The sequence below is a fragment of the Acinetobacter sp. HZNU-JH01 genome (genome assembly GCF_037996845.1).
Lineage (GTDB): Bacteria > Pseudomonadota > Gammaproteobacteria > Pseudomonadales > Moraxellaceae > Acinetobacter > Acinetobacter haemolyticus.
This window is the reverse complement of sequence record NZ_JBBMZX010000001.1, coordinates 2,923,509-2,943,918: the sequence shown is the minus strand read 5'-3', so window position 1 is coordinate 2,943,918 and position 20,410 is coordinate 2,923,509. Positions and strand designations below refer to the sequence as shown.

The 20,410-nt window shown below is 38.7% G+C and carries 16 protein-coding genes and 1 pseudogene; 8 read left to right on the top strand and 9 right to left on the bottom strand.

Features of this window, described 5'->3' with window-relative positions:
• Positions 1 to 58: 58 nt before the first annotated feature.
• Positions 59 to 1,081: a signal peptide peptidase SppA gene (gene sppA, locus AAC851_RS13865; RefSeq protein WP_340600977.1), complete on the bottom strand. Its 1,023-nt coding sequence runs from the start codon at positions 1,079 to 1,081 to the stop codon at positions 59 to 61.
• Between the two features lie 139 nt (positions 1,082 to 1,220).
• Here sppA and AAC851_RS13860 point away from each other — a divergent pair, with 139 nt between their 5' ends.
• Positions 1,221 to 2,177, top strand: a complete 957-nt coding sequence (locus tag AAC851_RS13860; protein WP_004640133.1) for a lysophospholipid acyltransferase family protein — start codon at positions 1,221 to 1,223, stop codon at positions 2,175 to 2,177.
• Here the strand turns inward: AAC851_RS13860 and AAC851_RS13855 are convergent.
• From AAC851_RS13855 to AAC851_RS13845, 3 genes are all read right to left on the bottom strand, one after another.
• Positions 2,166 to 4,607, bottom strand: coding sequence for a DNA internalization-related competence protein ComEC/Rec2 (locus AAC851_RS13855; protein ID WP_340600976.1), 2,442 nt, complete (start codon positions 4,605 to 4,607; stop codon positions 2,166 to 2,168). The two genes, AAC851_RS13860 and AAC851_RS13855, sit on opposite strands and share 12 nt — an antisense overlap.
• Before the next feature lie 83 nt (positions 4,608 to 4,690).
• Positions 4,691 to 5,377 carry a lipoprotein-releasing ABC transporter ATP-binding protein LolD gene (lolD, locus tag AAC851_RS13850; RefSeq protein WP_340600975.1) on the bottom strand — a complete coding sequence of 229 codons (687 nt, stop codon included), beginning with the start codon at positions 5,375 to 5,377 and terminating at the stop codon, positions 4,691 to 4,693.
• Positions 5,370 to 6,605 carry a lipoprotein-releasing ABC transporter permease subunit gene (locus AAC851_RS13845; RefSeq protein WP_005084477.1) on the bottom strand — a complete coding sequence of 412 codons (1,236 nt, stop codon included), beginning with the start codon at positions 6,603 to 6,605 and terminating at the stop codon, positions 5,370 to 5,372. The genes lolD and AAC851_RS13845 overlap by 8 nt, the downstream gene beginning before the upstream one ends.
• 25 nt (positions 6,606 to 6,630) lie before the next feature.
• Between AAC851_RS13845 and AAC851_RS13840 the strand changes: the two genes are divergently transcribed.
• The gene (locus AAC851_RS13840) at positions 6,631 to 7,215 is read left to right on the top strand and encodes a PilZ domain-containing protein (RefSeq protein WP_340600974.1); all 585 of its coding nucleotides are present in this window, start codon (positions 6,631 to 6,633) and stop codon (positions 7,213 to 7,215) included.
• Between the two features lie 14 nt (positions 7,216 to 7,229).
• Here the strand turns inward: AAC851_RS13840 and AAC851_RS13835 are convergent, their stop codons facing one another.
• The gene (locus tag AAC851_RS13835; RefSeq protein WP_017395187.1) at positions 7,230 to 8,123 is read right to left on the bottom strand and encodes a DMT family transporter; all 894 of its coding nucleotides are present in this window, start codon (positions 8,121 to 8,123) and stop codon (positions 7,230 to 7,232) included.
• Positions 8,124 to 8,130: 7 nt separating this feature from the next.
• Positions 8,131 to 8,601, bottom strand: a complete 471-nt coding sequence (locus AAC851_RS13830) for a YaiI/YqxD family protein (protein ID WP_004640146.1) — start codon at positions 8,599 to 8,601, stop codon at positions 8,131 to 8,133.
• 208 nt (positions 8,602 to 8,809) lie between these two features.
• Between AAC851_RS13830 and AAC851_RS13825 the strand changes: the two genes are divergently transcribed.
• Positions 8,810 to 9,748 (top strand): hypothetical protein, encoded by a 939-nt coding sequence (locus AAC851_RS13825; protein ID WP_017395188.1) that lies wholly within the window; start codon positions 8,810 to 8,812, stop codon positions 9,746 to 9,748.
• Between the two features lie 35 nt (positions 9,749 to 9,783).
• Positions 9,784 to 9,927, top strand: coding sequence for a hypothetical protein (locus AAC851_RS13820; RefSeq protein ID WP_004757630.1), 144 nt, complete (start codon positions 9,784 to 9,786; stop codon positions 9,925 to 9,927).
• A gap of 74 nt (positions 9,928 to 10,001) precedes the next feature.
• Here the strand turns inward: AAC851_RS13820 and serC are convergent, their stop codons facing one another.
• A complete protein-coding gene (serC, locus tag AAC851_RS13815; protein ID WP_340600973.1) occupies positions 10,002 to 11,081 on the bottom strand; it encodes a 3-phosphoserine/phosphohydroxythreonine transaminase in 1,080 nt (359 codons plus the stop codon).
• Between the two features lie 314 nt (positions 11,082 to 11,395).
• On the opposite strand from serC, the gene AAC851_RS13810 reads away from it, so the two are divergent.
• The 4 genes from AAC851_RS13810 to AAC851_RS13795 are packed head-to-tail and all read left to right on the top strand — an operon-like array spanning position 11,396 to position 16,308.
• Positions 11,396 to 12,892, top strand: coding sequence for a TolC family protein (locus AAC851_RS13810; RefSeq protein ID WP_340601048.1), 1,497 nt, complete (start codon positions 11,396 to 11,398; stop codon positions 12,890 to 12,892).
• Between the two features lie 12 nt (positions 12,893 to 12,904).
• The gene (locus AAC851_RS13805) at positions 12,905 to 14,065 is read left to right on the top strand and encodes an HlyD family secretion protein (RefSeq protein ID WP_125501035.1); all 1,161 of its coding nucleotides are present in this window, start codon (positions 12,905 to 12,907) and stop codon (positions 14,063 to 14,065) included.
• Positions 14,066 to 14,068: 3 nt separating this feature from the next.
• Entirely contained in the window at positions 14,069 to 15,199 is a 1,131-nt protein-coding gene (locus tag AAC851_RS13800; RefSeq protein ID WP_160126968.1) for an ABC transporter permease, read from the top strand.
• Entirely contained in the window at positions 15,196 to 16,308 is a 1,113-nt protein-coding gene (locus tag AAC851_RS13795; protein ID WP_340600972.1) for an ABC transporter permease, read from the top strand. The genes AAC851_RS13800 and AAC851_RS13795 overlap by 4 nt, the downstream gene beginning before the upstream one ends.
• A gap of 24 nt (positions 16,309 to 16,332) precedes the next feature.
• Here AAC851_RS13795 and gyrA read toward each other — a convergent pair whose 3' ends face one another.
• Together gyrA and AAC851_RS13785 are read right to left on the bottom strand one after the other, a co-directional pair.
• Entirely contained in the window at positions 16,333 to 19,065 is a 2,733-nt protein-coding gene (gyrA, locus tag AAC851_RS13790) for a DNA gyrase subunit A (protein WP_340600971.1), read from the bottom strand.
• Between the two features lie 503 nt (positions 19,066 to 19,568).
• Positions 19,569 to 20,216: pseudogene (locus AAC851_RS13785) on the bottom strand (hypothetical protein).
• Positions 20,217 to 20,410 lie beyond the last annotated feature (194 nt).

Below are 20,410 nucleotides of genomic sequence, written 5' to 3'. Positions count from 1 at the left end.
TGAAAAAACTAGGGCTGCAATGAAGTACAGCCCTGAAGATTAAAATATTTTAGCGGCGTTATTGTATTTTTGTGTTTTGTTGAGTCTGAAGTTGATCTGCAAGCGAACTACTAATTCCCTCGCCGATCTTTGCCCCCATACGCCCTAAAATAGACTCGAAAGGATTACGCTGAACAGTATAATCAACTTTTTGACTCACATTTAGATCACGCATTAATGTCGTCATACTACCACTACGGTCCGCGACACCTAAGGCAACTGCCTGTTCACCTGTCCAAAATAGACCTGAGAAAATCGCAGGATCATTCGATTTCAAACGTTTGCCACGACCTTCTTTAACCGCATTAATAAAATGAGCATGTACATTATCCAATACTGATTGCACATGCTGTTTTTGTGCTGGATCAAGCGGTTTAGTCATACTCAAAATATCTTTATTACTACCCGAAGTTAAGGTACGGTCCTCTATTCCGAGCTTTTGAGCTAACCCACTTAAACCATAGTTAGGCATAATGACACCGATTGATCCCACCAAACTCGATGGATTGACAATAATCTCATCTGCTGCTGAAGCAATATAATAAGCACCCGAAGCACCCATATCACCAATCACAGCATAGACCTTCTTATCAGGATGTTGTTTCTTAAGGTAACGGATTTCTTGCCAAATTTCATCAGATTGCACAGGAGAGCCACCTGGTGAGTTGATATTCAAAGCAACTGCTTTACTACCGCTTGCCTCAAAAGCACGTTTGAGTGCCTTATTTGTATCATCACTGTTTACAGTAGAAGAACCGCTGGAAGAGTCGATCGTTCCAATAATATCCACAACTGCCAAATGATCACTGGTAATATTGGTCGTTGTTTTCGTCGAAGACGTCGAACACCCTTTACCCATTGCAATCAACACGAAAAGTAAATATGCAAAACCTAGGAATTTAAAAAAGATACTCCAACGTCGGCTTCGACGCTGCTCTTCGACAGAAGCCAATACGGCCTTTTCTAAAATCTGCCATTCTTTGCCTGTCACATTATTCGGATTTGTGGGTTCATTTTGTGGTTTTGGTGGCCAATCGGACATAAGACTCCAATCCAATATATTTTAAAAGTGGCTTTATTATATACGCTGATTTGAGCAAAACTGTTTAAATAACTTATTTTAACTTATAATTATTTTTTACCTTATACTCTCACTTTGTAATTTTTCGCATTTAAAATACATGGCTCAATCAAAATCTAGCAACACTAGTTACCGTCTAATCAAATTTCTGAGTCGCCAGCCGATTCAACTAGGACGTTTCTTTGCACGTATGCTTGCTGGATTTCTCACGAGTTTTCAACTTTCTAAGATATCAAAAATTATTGGTTTGAATATACAGATTGCTTTCCCGAATATGGATCTACAGCAACGACAACAGTTGACCAAAAAAGCAATTCAAAATGAATTAACCTCATACTTTGAATTTTTAAGTATTTGGGGTTCTTCTAATCAAAGAAATATTCAACGCATTCAAAATGTATCTGGTGAGCAATATTTACATGATGCTTTAGCAGAAAAAAAAGGAATTGTTTTGATCGTTCCACATTTCGGAACTTGGGAAGTCATGAATGCCTGGCTTTCTCAATACACAGAAATGACGATTCTCTACAAACCTGTTAAAAATCCTGATGCAGATCGTTTTGTGCGAGAAGCACGCAGTCGTGAACAGGCACATCTAGTACCAACAGATGAAAGTGGCGTTCGTCAAATCTTTAAAGCATTAAAACAAGGCGGCACAACTGCTATCCTACCTGATCACACGCCTGATCATGGCGGAGAAATGATCAATTATTTTGGTATTCCTCTCGCTTCAAGTAGTTTGAGTGCAAAGTTAATTCAAAAAACTAAGGCAAAGGCACTACTCATTTATACAATGCGTAATGATCAAGATGGCTTTGATATGTATATTGAGCCGATTGAACCTCAAATTTACCAAGGTAGTGCCGAAGATGGAACATTAATTATTCATCAGACTTTAGAACAATTAATTAAACGCTATCCTGATCATTATCACTGGAGTTACAAACGCTTTAGTGCCAATCAAGAATTAAAAAGAATTTACGATATAGATGAAAATCAAGCATTAGCCAAAGTTGCAGAAGTTCGCCATTTAACTCAGCAAGCATCAATTACTTAGGCTATTTTTTTTGGATAGCCATTTTCTTTTTTGTCGATGCTGTAGCAACACCCCATTATGATTATTCATCATAAAGCTAATCGTACCCGCATCTGCTGTATTTAATATTGGAATATTTAAGTGCTGCAATCGCTTCAAAACCTCCTGACTGGGATGTCCGTAACGATTATTAAATCCCGCAGAAGCAATTGTAAGTTTGGGCTGGAGGGTTGCCAAAAATTCGTAAGCAGAGCTATGCTTACTGCCATGATGACCAAGAATTAACACATCGACTTTTAAATCTGGATACTGCTGTAACAATTTATATTCGGTTTCCCAGCCTGCATCCCCCATAATCAAAAAGTTCTGATAAGGTTGAGCATCTAAAAATTGCACATAGAGCACACAAGAATATTCATTTTTCTGATATTTCGCATAGCTCAATTCATTGGCTCGAGGAAATAAAATTTGGATGTTGATGTTTGGAAATAACCACTGTTGTCCTTGTTGGCAAAATGAAAAATTCTCCTTAAATTGCATTTTTTCATGCTTTTCATTCGATTGAACCAAATCAATTTCAAAACTATTCTGAATCGACGTAAATGCTCCACTATGATCTTGATCCAAATGAGATAACACAACGTGTTCCAATCGCCGAATACCTTGCTGACGTAGAAAAGGAATAACCACTCGCTCCCCCATACTGAATTTGGCTTCGTCAAATGATCCACCAGTATCAATCAGGAGATTACCTTTGGTATGTTGTACTAAGACGGCTTGTCCTTGACCAACATCTAATACGTGCAATGCTTCGGGTTGAGCTTTTACACCCCATAATATCGGTAAGAAACAGACAGCAGCCCAAAACTTTGGAACAATACCTCTAGGCAAAAACAATAGAAAAATACCGATAATTAAACTCACCATCATCCAAGGGGTGAAACTTATCCCATACAACTGCGGCGAAATCGATTGAAGTACATCTAAAATCAGCATCAAGAATGACAAAAACACATCATTCATTTGAAATAACCACTGCCCTAATGTAGGAATAATTAACCACACACATGCAGCTAGAATATCTAAAGGAACAATACAAGCACCTAACGATGGGATAGCAATAAGATTAGTTAAGGGGGCAAACCATGAAACTTGCTGAAAGAAAATCAAAACCAAAGGCAATAACGCGACAAAAATTTTCCATTGCGATTCAATCAGAATATGACTGCCCCAGATCATTTTTCGTTTAAATGTTAAATTTACATTTTGTGGTAACTGTATAATCGTCTGATAGATTCTTATCAAAATAAAACAGGCGCCATAAGATAACCAAAATGCAGCAGATAAAATGCTAAATGGATCTAAAACTAACAATAAGCTCGCACTATAAACCAACACACTAAATGCCTGAATCGACTGTCTTAAGCACATAAAAGTACTGACAATGCTAACGGTTAATAATGTTCTCATTGCTGGAATTTCAAACCCAACAAATGCCACATATAGCAAGACACTAAAGATAAAGGGCAACAATAGTAGTAATTGTCGAGGTTGCTTCAAATAGATGCTTGGGCAGTAGCGCTGAATCAACTTTTGTAATGACCAAGTCAGTATCAATGCAAATACCAACACATGTGGTCCAGAAATAGCCAATAAATGTGAAATCCCAAGGTGTTGAAATTGTTGTTTTACGGCATCAGATAACAGACTCTCATCCCCTGTGAGCAAAGCCAATAGCAACCCTTTATGTTGGAATGCTGATGCCTGTAGCATTTGTCGAAAAGCCAGACGCTTTTTTTCAACAGCTAATAAGAATATGGCCCAATGAGATTGTTGTTGCTGAACATGATGATGATAACCCAGCTGATAGAGTTCATCTTCATGAATAGGTTGAATATTTCGTACAGAAAATCCCGACTGCACATTTTGTTGTAAAAACCATTTTTCCAGATCGAATGCACCAGGGACGGCATAACTATGGGCGGGTCGAATTTGCCCAGATACACGATAGTAATGACCCAATTGAAATTCTGGTTCTACTTTAGATGTGTCTTTTTCTTTTCTTAAATGAAGAAACCAATTCACACTTTGTGCATGTCGATTCAAAACCTCAGCAACTTGTTTCTCGCCATTTTCATTCAGTTCACTGATCTTTTTGATATAAACAATGGCTTCAAATGTTTCAACATTTTGTTCTTTAAAAATAAGACGTTGTTGTAATTGAATATCAGCATAATGATAACCTGTGCAAAATAATGCCCAAGTCGCACTGACTAAAAATAAGGCTTTATAAATAGGGTAATGAAAATACTGCTTTTTCCAATAAAATCCGAAACCAAAGATCGCGAATGCAATAATCAGCCAAAGCCACCATGTAGATGTAATGATCGGGAAATGCATTCCCATAAGTGCGATACCCGCAACCCACCCCAATAAAATAATTTTTAGCATCAATGATGAATTTAATTTTGATTTTTCTGTGGGCAAAATTAAAGCCCTTTTTCAGGGCTTTAACAAGAGCTAGAATCAATAATTTATGGTTGTTCAATCCATAAACCATCTTGCATATGTAAAATTGAATCTGCCGATTGTGCCAATTGCTCATCATGGGTCACAATTAACATCGCCATATTGAGTTCATTTTTCAAGTCCGTCAATAATTCAAAAACACTCAATGCTGTTTTCCGATCCAAGTTACCTGTTGGTTCATCTGCGAGTATAACAGCGGGCTTAGTCACCAAAGCACGAGCAAGTGCCACACGTTGACGTTCACCACCAGATAACTCACCAGGCTTATGTTCCATACGATGTGACAAACCCACGCGGTCCAATAAATACTCTGCTTGAGCTTTAGCAGACTTATATTGCACATCACCACGGAACATCAGTGGCATCGCTACATTTTCTAAGGCTGAAAATTCAGGTAACAAATGATGGAATTGATACACAAAACCTAAATATTGATTCCGTTTGAAACCACGATCGGCTTCACCCAAATTATCGAAACGCTGTCCTTGCAAGAATACTTGACCTTGTGAAGGTTGCTCTAAGCCACCCAAAACATGCAATAAAGTACTCTTACCCGAGCCACTCGCTCCAACAATTGAGACAAACTCACCCGCATTTACTTGAAGTGATAAACCTTTGATGACTTCAACTTTACTTTTGCCATCATCAAAATGCTTATAAATTTCTTTAGCTTCTAAAACAATCTTACTCATAACGCAGCGCCTCAGCAGGTTGAACTTTAGCTGCACGTAATGCAGGGTAAATCGTTGCCAAGAAACTTAATAATAGTGACACGATCACGATCACAACCACATCTTGCCATCTGAGATATGACGGTAAGTAATGAACAAAATATGCATCAAATAGATTTAACCCTAAAACAGTATTAAACCAAGAAATGATGTCACTAATAGTCAATGCTAAAGTCACCCCTAAAATTGTCCCTGCAATTGTCCCAATGACACCAATGACAGTACCCTGCACCATGAAAATTTTAGTAATCATAGACGGTGAAGCACCGAGAGTCCTTAGAATAGCGATATCTGATTTCTTATCAGTAACCACCATCACCAAAGATGAAACAATATTAAATGCCGCGACAACAATAATGAGGAATAGAAGCAAACCGACTAAGGTTTTTTCCATTTGAATCGCATTGAACAGATTGCCGTGGGTATATGTCCAATTAGATGCGTAAAAATTGCTCGGTAATTCACTAACTATTTCATTTGCTACTTTAGGCGCTGCAAAAATATTATCTAACTTTAAACGAATACCCTGTGCACCATCTGGTAAACGTAATAAAGTTGAAGCATCGTTCAACGCAATATAACCTACCATTGAGTCTACTTCTGCACCCACACTAAAGATACCGACAATCTTGAAACGTTTAAAACGCGGTACCACACCAGCAGGTGATGGTGTTGCTTCAGGAAGAACCAAAGTAACATTGTCATTTAGCCCCAAACCAAGTGCATCAGTCATGTCCTTTCCAAGAACAATACCAAACTCACCCTTTTGTAAGGCATTTAAGTCACCTGTCACCATATGATTTTGGATAATTGAAACCTGTTTTTCATATTCTGGTTCTATACCCGTGACCATAATCCCCGCGACCTGCCCATGAGCAGTCAACATCCCCTGCAATTGAGTGAAAGGTGCTACACCCGTGACATGTGGATGACTCTCAACTTTTTTTGCAAGTTCTGGCCAATCTGTTAAAATTTGAGTAGAAGAAACAGTAGCTTGTGGTACCATTCCGAGGACACGAGTTTTTAATTCTCGATCAAAACCATTCATAACAGATAAAACTGTAATGAGAACAGCAACGCCGAGAGTCAAACCAATCATGGAAACCAAGGCGATAAAAGAAATAAAATGATTACTCCGCCGAGCACGAGTGTATCTCAACCCTATATACAGCGAGATTGGCTTAAACATACCATCTAGTCCGAGGTGATTTATTATGGAAAATGCACAACATCATCTTGTTGACGACAACACTGAACGTCGCGTGATGTCTCGTATTGATGCTGTGTTGAGAATCAACTATCAAATCATTCCAGATGATGTTGCACTGAATGATCCGTATGACTCTCATTTTGTATTACCGCGCTATTTTCTACTACTTGCTGAATTAGATCAATTTGATCATGCATTTCGCTACGAATTAGAACAATTAAATGAAAAAGATCAACAAATTGCTCGCATCTTATCCCTTTTTAATCAAAAATTAAATCTGATTACAGGTTCTTTTTACGACAATATCGTACAATCTCAATTGCCTGTACCTGAACAAGTCAATTTTTCGGAAAATGGTTTAAGTTTCTTTAGCGCCCAGGATATTAACGACGGGACTTATATTCATATTACCTTGAGCCATCCTGAGAACTATTTTCATATTGCTGCAACTGCACAGGTTGCACATAGTACCGCAGATGAACAAGGTAAATTCCGCATCGGTGCGTATTTTATTACTTTAAATCCACAAGACCGTGCAAAACTTGCAGCTAGTATTCAACAAGCGCAACGGGATGAAATCAATAGCTAATTAAAAGATTAAACTCAAGTGCTTAGTCGCTTGTGTGTTCTTAAATCTTTATAAAAATAAAGCAATAAGCCAAACAAAATAATACTAGCACCCACAAAAACCTGTGCTGATAATTGTTCATGATTGAGATAGGCACCTATCAAAATCGCAAGCATCGGTGTCATTACTGTGGTTAAAGATAATGTCGTTGCTTGTAGGTTTTGAACCAGTTTGAAATAACAAAACATTGCAATTAACGAAGCCATGATTACCGTATAAGTCAACGCCAATAACGATTTTGCAGATGGAATCTCTGTAGGTGCAAATTGCCAGATCCAAGGCAGTAATAACAAGGCAAAAAATGTCGAAACGAATATCGAACCTGTTGCCTGTGCCATGGGCTGTACAATCGCATTGATCTTTTTCACCCAAAAGATAGAGAGTGAGTAAGAAAAAACACTGAGTAACATCAATAAGATTCCAAGCGGTTGTACATGTTTTTGATTCCCACTCAGACAGATCATCGTTAACCCAATAATTGACGTCCCCATCCCCAACCATTGTAGCGTTGCTAATTTTTGTTGAAAACCAAATCGTCCAATTAAACCCGCCATAATCGGCGCTAGGCCAAACATTAATGCAATCAAACCTGAGCTTAGATAAGCCGTAGCTGCATAAGTAAAAATTTGCGAACCAATCAAACTGAGTGACCCTGCAACATAGCTTAACCACGCCAACTTATGCATGGGAAATTTTACGTTTAAACAAAGTAGAACTGTAATTGCCAATGGCAACGCAATCAAAAAACGTAACAGTAATGCCCACATTGGATGAAGATCAGAGACACTCCAAACAATCGCTAAAGGTGTTGAAGCCCAAATAAAGACCAACAACCCATAAGTCAGCATTAAGTTAAGACGAGATGGCATAGATTGCTCAACACGCGGTTTTGCGTTTTTGTTTTAGTATTGTTTGGTCTAAAGCACTCGAAAATTCGCGTTTATCTCGCTCAGAAATTGGAGGTGGACCACCTGTTTGTACTCCAGCACCACGCAAGGTATCCATAAAATCACGTAAATGTAATCGAGCTTTGACATTTGCAGTGGTATAAATTTCACCTCGAGGATGAATTGCAATTCCACCCTTCTCAATCACTTGTGCTGCAAGCGGAATATCTTGTGTAATGACAATATCGTGCGCTTGCATACGATCTACAATTTCTTGATCGGCGCGATCTGCCCCACTCATCACTTGAATAGATTTAATTCTGATTGAGGGTGTAATCCCTACATTTTGATTGGCGACGAAAGTAACTTCGAGTTGATAACGATCCGATGCGCGTAAAATCACTTCACGTAAAATCTTTGGTAAAGCATCCGCATCTACCCATAATTTAAATGGCAGCACGTTGACAAGCGCTCTCAAGAATAAAAATATAGTTTAGCAGATTACAAGAAAAGTAGAGTTAAGATCAGTGGCTAATCTTAGCATTTCACTATTTTGTCGGATTAAGATCAAAATAAATTAATTTTTGTAGAATTACATATCCAGACTTGAAATATAGCAGTTACCCTCGATTAAATAGATTAAGTTCAATCTTTTTGCATCGTGCTTTATGAAAAATCAAAACAGTCCAGAAACCATTACTATTCAAGATCAAAATTTCGGTAATCATGCTGAGCATTGGAATCTGTTAACAGATACGCCCGAAACGGATGTTCCCAAATGGTTAGGATTGGCACTTGATGCACCGATCATGCCGATGGGACTCTGTGAAAATGAACAGGAAATGGATCAATCATTTTGGTTAATTCGTGGGCCAAGTCATCAGGGTATTTCAATCAACCAAATCATTGCCGTTGAAGATCAAAAACCTCGTGCATTAAAAACAGCATTTCCGAGTTTTGAGAGCCCGTATAAATATGATGCACAGATCGAACGAATTATTACCTGTGATTCTGCAACTCAAGCCGTGTTACGTTTGAACTTAAATAAAAATACGGTGATTTATGCATTTGATAATTTGTTTAGTGTAAATCGCTGCCAATATGACAAAAACCACAGTTATCAAGTTCAATTTAATGCTTGGGCATATGAACTAGAAACCGTTTCCAAAGACGAGAAAATCATTGTTGATGATCCAGCATCAATTAAACACCACCGAGCATTAAATGCAATTCTTGCAGAACATAATGGGATTGCACCTGAAAACTTACAGGAGCTTATTAATGAGTGGGAACCAAAAACACCAGAAGATCAAGAACCTGTGACTGTCGACTTTTCTAAAATGGTTGCCTATTTATTTGGAGAAACATTAGGTCAAGAAGATGAAGCTTGGTTCCAAGGTAATATTGTTGGTAAAACCACTACGCAGTTTATGCAAGATGAATATACCCTTTATGATGTCACTTTAGTTTTAGAAGATGATTTACCTGCAATCCTTATTCGCATCGCAACTAAAAATGATTTGTATAAAAACTTTAACATTGGCGAATATATTCGTGGCAACCTATGGATTCAGGCCAATATTTATGCTAAAAATGCTTTAAAGTGACAAAAAATCACATAAATGGCATTTTAGGCGTTCTAATGAAAATTATACCAGAACAAACGACCACCAGTCTTATTCATTCAAGTGATCAAGGTCTTAAACTTGATGTTGGTGCTTATTGCTTTTTTCTACTGGGTATGTTTTTAGCAGCACTTATTTTTCATCAAGTTGGCTTGTTCTAATTTTTGACCATATTCGTAACATAAAATAAAAGCCCTCAATTCTGAGGGCTTTTATTTTAAATAAGTTTTATTACTTAACCATGACGTTTAGCAAACTCATCCATAAAGCTCACGAGTGCTTGTACACCTTCCAATGGCACAGCATTATAGATACTTGCACGCATACCACCCACTGAACGATGTCCTGCCAAATTAAGCAGATGATTTTCTTCAGCTTCTTTCAAGAAGGTTTTTTCCAGTGCCTCATCTGCCAAAGTGAAAGGAACATTCATCATTGAACGATTTGCTACTGCAATCGGGTTATTATAGAAATCGCTAGCATCAATATAACCGTAAAGTAGTTTTGCTTTTTCTTGATTCACTTTATGAATCGCATCTACCCCACCCTGGTCTAGCAACCATTCAAAAACCAAACCAGCCAAATACCAAGCATAAGTTGCTGGTGTATTCACCATAGAGCCATTCTTGGCTTGGTCTGCATATTTTAGAATGCTTGGAATTTCTGGTTTTGCTTGATCCAACAAATCATCACGGATAATCACAATAGTTAATCCAGCAGGACCAATATTCTTTTGTGCGCCCGCATAAATGAGTCCAAATTTATTTACATCTACGGGTGCAGACAAAATACTAGAAGAATAATCACAAACCAACGGCGCGGTTACATTTGGAACATCTGCGAACTGTAAACCACCAATGGTTTCATTATCAGCATAATGCACATATGCTGCATCATTTGAAAGATTCCAAGTACTTTGTTCTGTGATTGCATGTTTGCCATCAATCAAAGTGGCCGCATCGACAACATTTACATCGCCGTAGCGCTTTGCTTCTTTTAATGCCTTCTCAGACCAAATTCCAGTATGGATATAATCAGCTTTGTTATTCTTACCCAACAAGTTGAGCGGGATCGCCGAGAATTGGAGAGATGCGCCACCTTGTAAGAACAGCACTTTATAATTCTCAGGAATATTCATGAGTTTGCGTAAATCAGCTTCCGCCTTTTCCGCAACAGCAACATAATCATTGCTACGATGACTCATTTCCATGATCGACAGCCCCTTACCCTGCCAATCCAACATTTCTTGTTGAGCTTTTTCTAAAACGACAGTAGGTAATGCAGCAGGACCAGCGCAGAAATTATAAGCACGCATGAATTTTCCCTTGTCAAAGTGAAACAAATTGAGATAGGAATTTAAGCACAGATTGACGTAGCTTGCAGCAGCTTATCCAATAAATATTTCAATCATCTTTGGGTATTTGACTGATTTTAACAACAACCGTTTCTATTTATTTATGAGCAAATTATCTAATTTTCGGGAAATATATTTAGATTAAAAACTCTACTTTTTACAAATTTGATACACCAACATCGGCAATATAACTATTTAATTAAAAACATATTATTTTAATTTTATAAAAAGAATTTAGACTCACTCAGGATATTATTAAAGTGCGACATACCATAATGTTGAAACGACATAATCGACCGAGTTTTAAGGTCAAACGGTTTCCAAAACAGCTAAGTCTCTGTATTAGTTTAATCAGTTATGCCTTATTTTCTACATCTACACTTGCTCAGACACTCAGCTATAGTGAAGCAGAGCAATTTGTCGTTGAAAATGCTTATTCAACTCAAGCTCAACAAGCACTTCAACAAGCATCACGCTTAGAGATGGAGGCAGTCAAACATTTAGGGCTTCCACGCATTGATTTAAATGCGCGAGCTTATTCTTTTCATAGTGAAACGAGTGTTCCTTTAGAGTCGAGTAAGCGTCGATTAGAAAATTCTCTCACACGCGGTTTTGATGACAAATTATCTCAATGGGAAAATGTGTTCCCACCAGAAGTCATCGATCAAGTCAGCCAAGGTTTTGATCAAACCATCAGTGATGGATTGAATAAAGTACCCAATAATTTAGATGTCACCATTAAAGATCATGATGTGAGAACATCTGTTTCTATGGTTATGCCACTTTATACAGGCGGAAAAATTAGTAGCGCCAAACAAATTGCCAGTATTCAATCCAAGCGTTCTGACATCAGTGAGAAACAGCAACAAGATTCTCAACGTTTTGAAATGATTCAGGCCTATTTTAATGTGCAATTGCAGCAACAATTATTAAGCACCAGTTTATTTAATCTAAATGCAATGCAACAACATTATGACAATGCATTAAAGTTAGAAAAGCAGGGTTTTATAAATAAAGGACAACGCATGCAATTTGAAGTTGCTCGTAATAATGCGCAACGTACCTATCAAAATGCACAATCGAATCTACAAGCGAGTCAGTTTAGTTTACAAAATTTATTGCAAACTAAAGCGCCATTAAATCTCAGCACTCCCCTATTCGTAAATACAGATCAAAATCATTCATTAGATAAGCTACTTGCAAACTACGACCAAAATTCAAGCCTCATCAAAAAACTGCAAATGGACACACAGCTAGCCAATGAAAATGTCCGAATTCAGCAAGCAGCTAAAAAGCCAAGTGTCTTTGCTTTTGGTGAATATGGTTTAGATGAGAAAGAAAATTGGATCATTGGCGTTATGGCAAAATACAATTTATTCTCTGGTGTCGATAAAAATAAAAACGTACATGCAGCAGAACTAAAACGTTATGCGGCAGAACTCATGACAGAACGTACCAAGCAAGAAATTGAAAATGTGCTGTACAAATCCTATAGCGAATTGAATGCTTCGCAAACCAGCCACCAACTATTGACACAAAACACCAAAGCAGCACAAGAGAATCTACGTATTCAACAACTTTCCTTTAAGGAAGGTATGGGAACTGCAACTCAAGTCATCGATGCACAAAATGCATTGAATGCATTGAGAAGTGAAATGGCAATCAATGCATATAAATATATTTTATCTTTAGCAACCCTATTACAAAGCTATGGCTCGATTGACGAGTTCAAGCTCTATGTTAATCAACCACGTACTGATTTTATCCGTTAATTGGAGACATTTATGAGCCAAAATCAATCATCATCCAATTCAGAACGCGATACAGATAACGTGGCAAAAGCGGATGAAACGCAAACGACTAACGTCGTAAATGAGCAAGCATCTTCAACAGAACAAATTGACACTAACGAGACTGCTACACCATCAAATACTCAGGAACCACCAGCGCAACCACCCCAGAAAGGTAAAGCTAAAATTATTGGTCTAATTATTGTATTTATTTTGCTTGGCTTAATTGCATATGGTTTATGGAAAGCATATCAACCCCAAGCAGTTGAATTACAAGGACGAGTTGAAGCTGAAACAATACACATCAGCACCAAAGTACCTAGTCGTATCGAAGAATTTTATGTAACTGAAGGACAAGCCGTAAAAAAAGGGCAAGCGCTTATTCGCTTTGTGAGTCCCGAACTTGAAGCCAAAAAAGAACAAGCCCAAGCCGCCTTGCAAAGTGCAATGGCATTCCAGTCAACCGTTTATCGTGGTTCTCAACAAGAAAATATTGAAACTCTGTATGCCAACTGGCAAGCTTTAAAAACACAAGCAGAACTTGCAGCAACAACCTATAAACGAGGTGAAAACCTCTATCAACAAGGTGTGATTTCTCGTCAACGTCGTGATGAGATGCTTGCGGCACAAACCTCTGCCCGTGAAACTGCTGAGGCGTCATATCAACAATATGCACGCGCTAAACGTGGTAGCACCGAACAACAGAAATCAACTGCCGATGCACAAGTCGCCATGGCACAAGCTGCTGTCAAAGAAGCAAATGCATTGACAGAAGAAACCAAGCTCTATTCACCGGTCGACGGTACTGTATCGAAAACCTATGGCAAACCAACAGAGTTAGTCGCAACTGGTGTGCCTGTCGTCAGTATTATTGAAGACCATGAGATGTGGGTCAGTTTAAATGTCCGTGAAGATATGTATGAAAGTGTATATCAAAACAAAACTTTAGATGGTTTCGTACCTGCGCTGAATCAAAAAGTCACATTTAAAGTGAAGAACATTGATGTTGAAGGAGACTTTGCAACCATTAAAACCACACGTCAAACGGGTGGTTATGATATTCGCAGCTTTAAATTCCACTTAGTACCTGAGCAATCTATTCCAGATCTTAAAGTTGGAATGAGCGTACTTTTTAAAATTAAAGAGGCAAAATAACCAATGTTTGCTGCAATGCTTCGAGAGTTGCGTTATTTAAAATGCCATAAAGTAGATGCATTTATGGCAATCATTATGCCTTTATTGATCATCATCTTTTTTACCAGCATGCTTTCGGCTGGAAAAGCTGAGCACTTACCGATTGCCATTGTTGACCAAGATCAAAGCCAATTAAGCCGACAAATCATTCATAACCTCAGTATTAACCCAAGTCTAAGTGTAAAGACTATCAGTTCAAGTCAAGACGAAGTTGAACATATGATTAATAGTACTCAGGTTTGGGGTTTTGTTTTCATTCCTGAAGGTGCGGAGCAACGGCTTGTTCAGGCGAAAAATGCTCAAATTAGTATGGCGTATAACCAATCTTTTTTTAGTATTGGTAATACCATTGCTTCAGCAATGCAAAGTAGTACCCTCAATGCCATTGGCGACTATTTAGGTAATAGTTATTTAGCAAATAAAATCCCTTATGCTGAATTCCCTACGCCACATGTCAAAGTCTCGATGCTATATAACCCCAGCATGAGTTATGAGCTATTTTTAGAACCGTTCATTGTTCCTGCAGTACTCCATTTATTGCTGTGTTGTTGTATTGCGTTCGCGATCGGGCAAGAATTTAAGCGTCATACCTTTGCAGAATGGCTAGGTTCAACACAGATTGTTTCTCGATTTTTTGGAAAAATTTTGCTTTATGTGCTGATTTTCTGTTTCTGGACATGGTGCTGGATGTTCTGGCTCGCCCAAGTCAAAGGCTATTTTATCGCAGGCTCACTTAGCTTTCTTTTGATCGCTCAGTTTGTGTTTTATTTTGCCTATGCCATGATGAGCAGTAGCGTTATCTTAGCCACCAAAGACCTGCCTAAAAGTTTTGGTTTTATCGCCCTATATGGTGGCTCGTCCATGAGTTTCGCAGGTGTCACACTCCCCTTAAATAATGCTCCTGCATTTACACAATTATGGTCAATGATTATTCCATTTACCCCTTACGCAAAATTACAAACTGAGCAATGGGTGATTGGAAGCGATGTCATTATTTCAGTTATACCTTTCATTATTCTGCTCGTTTTTGCAGTGATATTTAGCTTATTAAGTCTTCGTTTATTGAAGAAAAATGTTCAGGAGATTCACTCATGAAATCATTTTTCTTTTATTACAAACAAACTTTCAAAAATATTGTGAAGAATAACTCAGTGTTTACCACACTGATTGCCTCTATTCTCATGTATAGCTTTTTCTATCCAACTGCCTATAAAGCGCAAGTTGCAGAAAATATTCCGATCGTGATTGTTGATGAAGAACAAAGTGTTTTAAGCTCTAAAATTATTAGTCAAACTGCTAGTAGCCCCCATATCCAGATACAGGCTGTCACAGGGAACTTCCTTGAAGCAGAACAAATGGTGAAAAACCAAAAAGCTGAAGCGATCTTATTACTTCCAGAAAACCTGAGTCAAAGCCTCAGACGCGGGGAAATGGGAGGAATTGGGCTTTATCTCAGTACAGCATATTTTTTACAAACTAAAGAAGCTGCTACAGGTCTTGCGACCTCGATCGAATATACACTAAAAGAGCATTTGGAAAAATTTGGCGAAGCCTCCCAATTTGAAATTGAGCTGCCAATCCACGATATTCCGTTATTTAATACTTTATCAGGTTATGGCAGTTATATTTTCCCTGCTGTTGCCAGCCTAATCATTCATCAAACTATTTTGCTTGGTTTAGCGATGCTCATTGCGAGTTATCGTGAAAAAGGCTGGTCTGCTGAACCCGTGGAGTTCTGGGCAATATTTGCAACGATCCTTACAATTAGTGGTTTAGGTAGCCTTTATTTATATGGTTTCACATTTTGGCTATATGAATATCCACATGGAGGAAATTTTTGGGGCATGCTCCTCGCAGTTCCTATTTATGTAAGTTGTGTTATCGGTCTTGGTATGTTACTTGGTTCGCTGGTGGATATGCCTGAACGCGTTGGACATTTGGTTGTCGTTACTTCAGTTCCTTTATTCTTATTGACTGGTGCTGCATGGCCACACGCAGCTATGCCCGAATGGATGCAGTGGTTTGCATGGACTTTACCATCTACACACGGTGTCCAAATGTTCGTTCAACTCAATCAAATGGGTGTACCCACCTCTATCGTTGTACCCAAACTTATTTACCTCAGCACAGTTGGCGCAGTCTTATTAGCACTATCTTATTACCGTTTGATCATAATGAAACCAATAAAAAAGGAAGCTATTTAGCTTCCTTTTTTAGGATGAATAGATTTACGCTTCAGGCGTATCATCTTTCGGTTCTACTGCAACTTCTTCTGAAGTTACTGTTTGCGCCTCTGGACTTTCTACGCCTTCGATCAGCTCTAATTCGTCCTCATCTTCCACTTCAACAGCATCAATTGAAACAACACCAACCAATGTTTCTGTATCACTGAGACGAATTAAACGAACACCTTGAGCATTACGACCAGTCATTGCGACCTCGGCAGCACGAGTACGGACTAAAGTACCACCATCAGAAATCAACATCAGCTCTTTGGTTTCATCGATTGACACCGCACCGACAAGCTCACCATTACGTTCAGAGGTCTTAATCGCAATTACCCCCTTACCACCACGCTTCTTGGTCGGGAAGTCATTCACTGGAGTACGTTTACCATAACCGTTGGCACTCGCACACAGCACCTCACCTGTTTCAGGTACCACAACGAGAGATACGATACGGCTCAATACATTTGAATCAGACGAATCATCATTATCATCCGAATCATCATTGTCCAAATCTGCGTCTTCACTATCCACAGCAGCCGCTAAAGTTACTCGCATGCCGCGAACACCTTTCGCAGTACGTCCCATTGCACGTACATCAGTTTCAGCAAAACGAATTGCTTTACCTTCATTCGAGAACAGCATGATTTGCTGATTACCATCAGTAATCGCAACACCAATCAAGGTATCCTCTTCATTCAGTTCAATTGCACGTAAACCATTGGCACGGATATTACTAAATTGTGCCAATTCCACACGTTTCACCGTACCTGAGGCCGTTGCCATAAATACATAGTGATTTTCTGGGAACTCTGTCAACGGCAAGATTGCAGTTACAGTTTCATTCGCATCTAAAGGTAATAAATTAATGATCGGACGACCTTTGGCACCACGAGATGCTTGAGGTACTTCGAAGACACGTAAACGATAAACTTTGCCCACATCAGTAAAGCACAAGACAGTTGCATGGTTTGATGCCACAATCAAATGCTGGATGATGTCATCATCTTTCATTGCAGTAGCGGACTTACCACGACCACCACGACGTTGTGCTTGATAATCTGACAACGGTTGTGTTTTAGCATAACCCGTTTGAGACACAGTCAATACAACTTGCTCTTCAGGAATCAAATCTTCACGACAGAAGTCAACACCTGACTCTACAATTTCAGTGCGGCGACCATCACCATACTGCTGTAAAATTAGAGCAAGCTCTTCACGAATCACATTCATCAACAAATTGAAATCATTAAGAATTGCGGTTAATTCTGCAATTTGTCCTAAAATCTCAGTATATTCAGCATGTAACTTATCTTGTTCTAAACCAGTTAAACGGTGTAGACGCAACTCAAGAATTGCTGCAACTTGTGTTGGTGATAAACGATAAACATCATCAGTCAAACCAAATGGACGAGCAGGATCTTCACCTTCGATTTCATCTGGACGAACTGAAATTGCACCCGCTTTTTCCAGCAAGGCAACCACACCACCACCAGCCCACTCACCAGCCTGTAAACGCTCACGCGCTTCAGCAGGGTTAGCTGAGGTTTTGATGGTTTCGATAATCTCATCAATATTGGCTAAAGCAACCGTCAAACCTTCTAAGATATGACCACGCTCACGTGCTTTACGCAATTCGTACATGGTACGGCGCGTCACGACTTCTTGGCGATGACGAATAAATGCCGCAATAATATCTTTTAGGTTCATCAGTTTAGGCTGACCGTTATCTAGGCAAACCATATTGATGCTGAATGAATTTTGAAGCTGAGTATGCAAGAATAAATTATTCACAACGACTTCAGCGTTTTCCCCACGCTTCAAATCGATTGCAATACGCATCCCTTCTTTATCTGATTCATCACGAAGTTCAGAAATACCTTCCAGTTTCTTTTCTTTGACAAGTTCAGCAATACGCTCAATGGTCTTTGCTTTATTGACTTGATACGGAATTTCCGTAAAGACGATGGTTGTGCGACCTGTTTTCTGGTCTTCTTCGAAATGATACTTACCACGGATATGCAAACGACCTTTACCAGTGCGGTAAGCGTCTACAATACCCGATTTACCATAAATGATGCCACCTGTAGGAAAGTCTGGGCCCGTAATATGCTCCATCAAACCTTCTACAGAAATATTCGGATTATTTGCATAAGCCAAACAAGCGTTGACCACCTCAGTCATATTGTGTGGCGCCATGTTGGTCGCCATACCAACTGCAATACCTGTGGTTCCATTAATCAACAGATTTGGAATACGTGTAGGCATGACTTGAGGAATACGCTCAGAGCCGTCGTAGTTGTCTTCCCAATCGACCGTATCTTTTTCTAAGTCTGCTAAGATCTCGTGGGTTAACTTTTGCATACGGACTTCGGTATAACGCATGGCTGCTGCGCTATCCCCATCGACAGAACCAAAGTTACCTTGACCATCAACCAACATGTAGCGCAAGCTAAAGTCCTGTGCCATACGGACGATCGTTTCATATACAGCACTATCACCGTGAGGGTGATATTTACCGATCACATCCCCGACAACACGGGCAGACTTTTTGTACGCTTTGTTATAATCATTGCCCAATTCATGCATTGCAAATAATACACGACGATGAACAGGTTTTAGACCGTCTCTAACATCTGGCAATGCACGAGATACGATTACGCTCATTGCGTAATCTAGATATGAATGCTTGAGTTCGTCCTCAATGGCAATCGGTCTGATTTCCGATACGCTCATGCATACTCCTTGTTTACAAGTAGAAGGCTCTACCTGTTTTTATGTCTTCAATCTTGCAAAAATTCAGCTCAAAAAACTTGAACCAAAAATAAAAAATACAGCGGAGAATTATAGCATAGACAACTGATTAACAGGGAATTTAGCTCAGTGAAATTAGCATTTTTTTACAATAAAAACCATATAGATATTAAAGACTTAAAATTACTAGATTCTAAAAATCACGATAAAAAAAGAAAAAATACCTTTTTGGATAAAAGATCGACAATCCTTGTCAAATCAGTGGGGATGATTGTCATTTCTGCTATACATTGCGATATGTTTAGCAAACGCTAATTCTCATCATTTGGTGTCACTAAACCCGATAACAGAGGTTTCTTTAATGTTTAGAAAAACCACCCCCATACGGCTCATGAAGCCTGCATCGGTCCGATATTAAGACCCTCATCGTTTTATACAGACTACGTCCTTTAATAACTCACCCATAAAGATGTAAGACTGCCTATTTATCGTGAAAGCTGGTGAGATTCTATGGCAGGAATAGAAACTTTAAGGATCGATTTTCTATCTTTCTGCATAAAATAAAAAGCAGAAAAGAATAGTGCAAAAAGAAATGGTAGCTCGTATAGCTCTTCTACAATATCGGGATTAATCGCACTGTTAAACAACCACGCATCAAATAAACGGTGATGTTCCACACCATCTGCAAAAAGCAAAGAGACGACCGCGATAATCATATATCAAAATGGAAATGTAACCGATTGCAGTTTATATTTAATTTCGGCACGTAATTTCGGAGAAAACAACATAAATACGACTGGTGCAATTAATACAATCGAAATCATACGAAAATATAGATGCGGAACCTCTGGGAAATAATCACGCCCCCAACTTATACTTCGCCCGAAAAACATCAACCACCATGCCATCGCCCACAACCAAAACCATTTCTTCTGTTCTGAAAGTGTTTTTGGTTTCATATAAAACCAAGTAAATGGCACACAGATCAGTAATAGAATTGCTTGAAAATTCTCAATGAAGTGCACATTTAGAGCTGCTAACAACGAAACATGAGTCAAGGAAAAATATAAGGTTATCAACAAAAATGCGCACAATAGCAGTGCCACAGAATTAAAGCGAAAATCAAATTTCATTCGGGGGGAAAACCTATCCAAAATGGACCTAACCCACTATTTTAACAAAAGTGTACTTAAAAGTACACTTTAAGTTACTTTTCATCTATCCGTAAGAAACTTAAATCGGCTATATCCTTTTCTGTTTAACCAGTTACTTATTCAGATTATTAAATAAAAAACGCCCCTTTTGATCTGACCCCAATAAGTTGGAC